Annotated in this window: 3 protein-coding genes; 2 read left to right on the forward strand and 1 reads right to left on the reverse strand. The window is 73.6% G+C overall.

Translation table 11 applies throughout. The features are described 5' to 3' along the window. The first annotated feature begins 265 nt into the window (after positions 1-265). Positions 266-2,275, forward strand: a complete 2,010-nt coding sequence (murJ, locus tag ACWD4U_RS13455) for a murein biosynthesis integral membrane protein MurJ (RefSeq protein ID WP_363452077.1) — start codon at positions 266-268, stop codon at positions 2,273-2,275. Positions 2,276-2,467: 192 nt separating this feature from the next. Next, entirely contained in the window at positions 2,468-5,803 is a 3,336-nt protein-coding gene (locus ACWD4U_RS13460) for an N-acetylmuramoyl-L-alanine amidase (protein WP_363452079.1), read from the forward strand. A gap of 80 nt (positions 5,804-5,883) precedes the next feature. On the opposite strand, the gene ACWD4U_RS13465 is transcribed toward ACWD4U_RS13460, so the two are convergent. Next, complete coding sequence (locus tag ACWD4U_RS13465; protein ID WP_449787185.1) at positions 5,884-6,270, reverse strand: helix-turn-helix transcriptional regulator; 387 nt, start codon at positions 6,268-6,270, stop codon at positions 5,884-5,886. Positions 6,271-6,360 lie beyond the last annotated feature (90 nt).

The raw sequence follows: 6,360 nt of genomic DNA on the forward strand, positions 1-6,360 counted from the left end.
GGAGGGAACGGACGCGGGCGGCATTCCGCGTGATTCCGGGCCGAAACGGGGCCCCGGGGCGGGCCGCGCGGGCGGGTCGGACGGCGGCCCCGCCCGGACGGGATCATCCTCACCCGGCACCCGACTCCCCAACGGGTGCCGAGTTGGGGCAGACTTCTGCGGCTGGGTGCACCCTGCAACCGGCATGTGGAGCCCGGACCTGCACCGTTCTCCGTAAACCAACGCACCGCCGGACGGGCGCCTAGTGACGGGGGGTCCGAGGACCATGCACACCGCCGACGGCCCCGCCGATCCGTACGCCCAGCAGGGCGGCCCGTACCAGCCCCAGGGCGGGGGCCATCCCCCGTACGACCAGCCCACCGTGCAGTTGGGCCGGATCCCCGCGCAGCAGCCCGGCTTCCCGCCGCCGCCCGCGCGGCCCCCGGGTTCGCCGGTGCCGGTGCCGCGCGCGGGCGAACCCGCCGGCGAGCCGGCGAAGGCCAAGCCCGCCGCCTCCACCGCCCGCAACGGGCTGATCATGGCGCTGGGCTCGCTGGCCTCCCGCGCGCTGGGCTTCGTGCGCAGCGCGGTGATCGTGGCGGCGCTGACCACCGGCCCGGTCGGCGAGGCGTTCAACGTGGCGAACTCGCTGCCGAACATCATCTACATGATGCTCATCGGCGGTGCGCTGGCCTCGGTCTTCGTGCCGGAGCTGGTGCACGCCATGCAGACCCACAAGGACGGCGGCGTCGCCTACACCGACCGGCTGCTCACCCTGTGCGGGGTGATCCTGGTGGTGCTGACGCTCGGTGCCTGGCTGGCGGCCCCGCAGATCGTCGACCTGTACTCGCAGTTCGAGGGCGCGCAGCGGGAGCTGGCGATCGACTTCGCCCGGTACTGCCTGCCGCAGATCTTCTTCTACGGCGTCTTCACGCTGCTCGGCCAGGTGCTGAACTCGCGCGACCGGTTCGGCGCGATGATGTGGACGCCGGTGCTGAACAACGTGGTGGCGATCGGCGTGTTCGGCGTCTACCTGCTGGTCGGGCGGCACGCCACCGGCGTCGGCAGCGTCACCTCCGGGGACACCCTGCTGCTGGGCCTGGGCTCGACGCTGGGCATCGTGGTGCAGGCCGCGGCGCTGCTGCCCTCGCTGCGTTCGGCGGGCTTCCGGTTCCGGCCGCGGTTCGACTGGCGCGGGGCGGGCCTGACCCGGCCGCTGCGCTCGGCGAGCTGGGCGCTGCTGCTGGTGGTGGTGACCCAGCTGGCGTTCGCGGTGATCTCCAGCCTGAGCACCGGCGCGGGCACCGCGGCGCAGAAGGCCGGCTACGTCGAGGGCCTGGGCAACTTCGCCTACACCAACGCCTACCAGCTGTTCGTGGTCCCGCAGGGCGTGATCACCATCTCGCTGGTCACCGCGCTGCTGCCGGGGATGTCCCGGGCGGCGACGGCGGGCGACTACCGGAAGATCGGCGAGGACCTGTCCGGGATGCTGCGCTCCTCCGCGGCGATGATCGTCACCGCGGCGGTGATCTTCCTGGCGCTGGCCCCGCAGATCGCGGTCGCCGCGTACGGCTACGGCACCTCCTCGCACGTCCGGGCGGACGCCTGGGTGATCGCCCAGCTGCTGATGGCCTTCGCCATCGGCCTGCCCGCGTTCTGCGCGCAGTACGCGCTGGCCCGCGGCTTCTACGCGATGGGCGACGCCCGCACCCCGTTCTGGCTGACGGTGATCACCACCGTGGTCAACGCCGGCCTGTCCTGGGTGGCGTACGAGGTGCTGCCGGTGCGCTGGATCGTGATCGGCATGGCGGTCGCGCACACCACGGCCTGCCTGGTGTCGGTGGCGGTGACCGGCACCGCGCTGGGCCGCCGGCTGCGCAGCGCCCTGCCGGCGGCGGCCCCGCAGGCCGCGCCGACCCCGCAAGGCGCGCCGGACGCCACCCTGGTGCTGCGCACCGACGCCTTCGCGCCGGGGGCGAACGCCACCGTGGACCTGGGCCTGCGGAACGGGCCGCGGCGCAGCGGGCTGGACGGCGGCCGGGTGGTGGTCCTGCACCTGGGCCTGGTGCTGGCGTGCGTGCCGGGAGCGCTGGCCGCGCACTGGCTGGCGGGCCGGTTCGGGGCCTCGCTGCCGGGCAACCTGGCCGCGCTGGCCGCCGGTTCGCTGGCGATCCTGGTGTCGCTGTTCCTGTTCGCCCGGCCGCTGGGCGTGGGTGCCTCGGTGGCCCCCTTCGCCCGCAAGCTGCGCATTCCGTACCCGACGCCGACGGCGAGCGGCGGCAAGCACCGGCGGTGAGCTGACGGGGCGTCACGCCCGTTGGAACCGGCACCGAATCTCCACGAGTGTCGGACAACCCCCGGCCCGCCGTGTGCGTATCAGTTGGTGCTAGCGTCAACCGCTCCCCCGGGTTCGGCCGCGCCCCGCGCGCCCCCGGGAAGGGCCCCGTTCTTCTCCGGCCGCCGCGCCGGACCCACCGGAAGGTCGCAGTTGACTGCCCACCGAGCCACTCCACCGGGTGCCGGGCACCCGGCCCACCGCCGTCGGCACCGGCTGCGGATACCACTGGCGCTGACCGCCGCCGTGGCCGCCTCGGCGACCGGGTTCGCCCTGGTCGCCGGTGCCGACACCCGGGCGTCGGCAGCGCCGGTCCCGCCGGACCAGCTGCAGCGCGCGTTCACCGCCGCCGCTGACGAGTTCCACGTGCCGCAGAGCGTGCTGCTGGGCCTGTCGTACCAGCAGAGCCGCTGGGAGCAGCACGCCGGCCAGCCCAGCACCACCGGCAACTACAACGTGATGGGTCTGACCGAGGTCGACCCGGCGGCGGTGGCCAAGGCGCTGGCGCAGGGCCCCGGCCCGGAGGCGGACGGCCGCGGCGACGGCGACGCGGCCCCGGCCAAGGCGGCCCCGGTCGAGGTGAAGGACAGCCCGGCGCTGCACACCCTGGACCGCGCCGCGAAGCTGATCAAGCGTCCGTCGGCGCAGCTGAAGTCGGACGCCGCGCAGTCGATCCGCGGCGCGGCGGCACTGCTGACGAAGTACCAGCAGGACGCCGGCCGGGCGGTCTCCGCCGACCCGTCGGCCTGGTACGACGCGGTGGCCCGGTTCTCCGAGTCGACCACCGACGACGGCGGGCACGCCTTCGCCGACCGGGTGTTCAACACCATCCGCCTCGGCGCCGCCCGCACCACCGCGGACGGCCAGCTGGTGGCGCTGGCCGCCGAGCCCGGCCTGGCGGCGGGCAAGGCGAGCACCGGCACCGCGCCGCGCGCCTCCGCCGACGGCCAGGGCTCGCTGCCCGCGCTGCCCGCCGCGGCCGTCAAGCCCGCCAAGGGCGCGGACAAGAGCGCCGGCAAGTCCGCGGACAAGTCGGGTGCCCGCACGGGCACCGGCGCCGCCTCCCGGGGCACCGCCCGGACGGCGCTGCAGGCCTCCGCTCCGGCGCTGGCCCCGCTGACGTCCAACCCGGAGCCGCACCCGGTCGAGTGCCCGGCCGCGCTGAACTGCGACTTCGTCGAGGCCGCGTACGACCTGACCAACGCGTCGGACCCGACCTCGTACGGCAACTACACGATCTCCAACCGTCCGGCGGACGGCGACCAGATCGAGTACATCGTCATCCACGACACGGAGGGCGGGTTCGACGGGTCGGTCAACACCTTCAAGAACCCGGCCACCCAGGCCAGCGCGCACTACATCGTGCGGGCCAACGACGGTCACGTCACCCAGATGGTGAACGACAAGAACATCGCCTGGCACGCGGGCAACAAGACCGTCAACATGCACAGCATCGGTGTGGAGCACGAGGGTTACGCGTTCCCGACCGGCACCCAGCCGTGGTACTCGGAGCAGCTGTACCAGTCGTCGGCGACGCTGGTGCGCTACCTGGCGGAGAAGTACCAGGTGCCGCTGGACCGGCAGCACATCATCGGCCACGACGACGTGCCGGGCCCGACCCAGGCCACCATCGCCGGGATGCACTGGGACCCGGGAACGTTCTGGGACTGGAACCACTACATGGACCTGCTCGGCGCGCCGGTGCGGGCCAACACCGGCGGCGTGCTGCTGCCGGGCGGCAAGGTCACCATCGCCCCGGCGTTCGACTCCACCAACACCCCGCCGGTGGACGGCATCGCGGCGCGGCCGGAGAACTTCGTCTACCTGTACACCGCGCCGAACGGCACCACGCTGGTCAACGGCGGCACCACGCAGGCCGCGGACACCCGGGCCAAGGCGGTCGCCGGCACCAGCTACGTGGTGGCGGACCAGCAGGGCGACTGGACGGCGATCTGGTACGGCGGCACCAAGGCCTGGTTCGCCAACCCGAACTTCCGCAGCGCGGCGGCCGACAACCGCACCGACCAGACCGTGCTGACCGCCAAGGCGGGCGCGGCCTCGATCCCGGTGTACGGACGCACCTACCCGGAGCTGACGGCGTACCCGGCGGGCATCGACACCTCGAAGCTGGCGCCGACGCCGTACGACGCGACCATCCCGGCCGGCCAGGCGTACCTGGCGGGCAGCCCGGTGGCGCTGGACAGCGACTTCTTCTACGCGCAGAACATCAACGGCGACGCGCCGAACGACAAGACGCGGGTGGTCGGCAACGACACCTACTACCCGATCCGCTACAACCACCGGCTGGCCTACCTGAAGGCCAGTGACGTGCAGGTGGTCGCCAACAACACGCCGGCGGCCAGCGGTTACACCCCGGCCGGCCCGGCCCGGCTGCTGGACACCCGCTCGGGCATCGGCGGCGCGGCGGCCAAGGTCGGCGCCCAGCAGTCGATCACCCTGCAGGTCGCGGGCGCGGACCTGGGCGGCGGCAAGAGCGTGCCGAACGACATCACCGCGGTCGTCCTGAACGTCACCGCCACCAACCCGACCTCGTACAGCTACATCGCGGTCTACCCGAACGGCCAGCCCCGCTCGTCCTCGTCGAACCTGAACGTGACGCCGGGTCTGACGGTGCCGAACCTGGTCGTGGTGCCGGTGGTCGACGGCAAGGTCGACCTGTACAACAACGACGGCACGGTCGACCTGATCGCCGACATCACCGGCTACTACTCGCAGGGCGGCGCCTCCAAGCTGTCCACCGCGGGCCCGGCCCGGCTGCTGGACACCCGCGCGGGCCTGGGCGCCCCGGCGGCCAAGGTCGGCGCGCAGAAGTCGATCACCCTGCAGGTGGCGGGCGCGGACCTGGGCGGCGGCAAGAGCGTGCCGAACGACATCACCGCAGTGGTCCTGAACGTCACCGCCACCAACCCGACCTCGTCGAGCTTCGTGGCGGTCTACCCGAACGGGCAGGCCCGCACCGCGGCGTCGAACCTCAACTTCGGCGCCGGGCAGACCATCCCCAACCTGGTGGTGGTCCCGGTGGTCAACGGCAAGGTCGACCTGTACAACAACGACGGCACGGTCGACCTGATCGCCGACATCTCCGGCTACTACCGGACCTCCGGCGGCTCGTCCTTCGTCAGCGCGGGCCCGACCCGCCTGCTGGACACCCGCTCGGGCCTGGGCGCCCCGGCGGACAAGGTCGGCCGGCAGCAGTCGATCGCGCTGCAGGTGGCCGGCCGGGCCGGCGTGCCCGCGGACGTCACCGCCGTGGTGCTGAACGTCACCGCGACCGAGCCGACCGGTCCGAGCTTCGTGGCGGTCTACCCGGACGGGCAGGCCCGCAGCGCGGCGTCGAACCTCAACTTCACCACCGGCCAGACCATCCCCAACCTGGTGGTGGTCCCCGTGGTCAACGGCAAGGTCGACCTGTACAACAACGACGGCCAGGTGCACCTGATCGCCGACATCACCGGCTACTACCGGTAGTCCGCAGCACCCGCGGCGCGGGCCCCCGTCCTTCCGGGCGGGGGCCCGCGCCCTTTTCCGGCCCCGGTGGTGACGGCGGGTCAGGCCGTGGCGTCCTCCTCGGCGGCCTCCAGCCAGCCGAGCGCGGCGACCTGCAGCCCGGCCTGGAAGCGGCTGCGGGCGTCCATCCGGACCATCAGGTCGGCCATCATCCGGCGCACCGTGCGCAGCGAGACGCCGAGGCGCTGGCCGGCCCGTTCGTCGGTGAGGCCCTCGGCGAGCAGCCGCAGCAGTTCGCGTTCCTGGCCGGTGAGGCCGTGCGGGTCGCGCTGGACGGTCTCGCCGAGCGGGCGGGCGTGCTCCCAGACCTGGGTGAACAGGGCGCGCAGCGCGGCGACCACGCCGGGGCTCTGCAGCAGCGCGGCGCCCTTGCGGGGGTCCTCGGGGTCGATCGGGACGATCGCGGTGGCGTTGTCGACCACGATCATCCGCAGCGGCAGGGTGGGGGGGGGGGGGGGCGCGCGGGGGGGGGGGGGGCGGCCGCGCGCCTCCTGCTCCGGGGCGGGGTGGGTGGGGTG

Source organism: Kitasatospora sp. NPDC002522 (assembly GCF_053595195.1).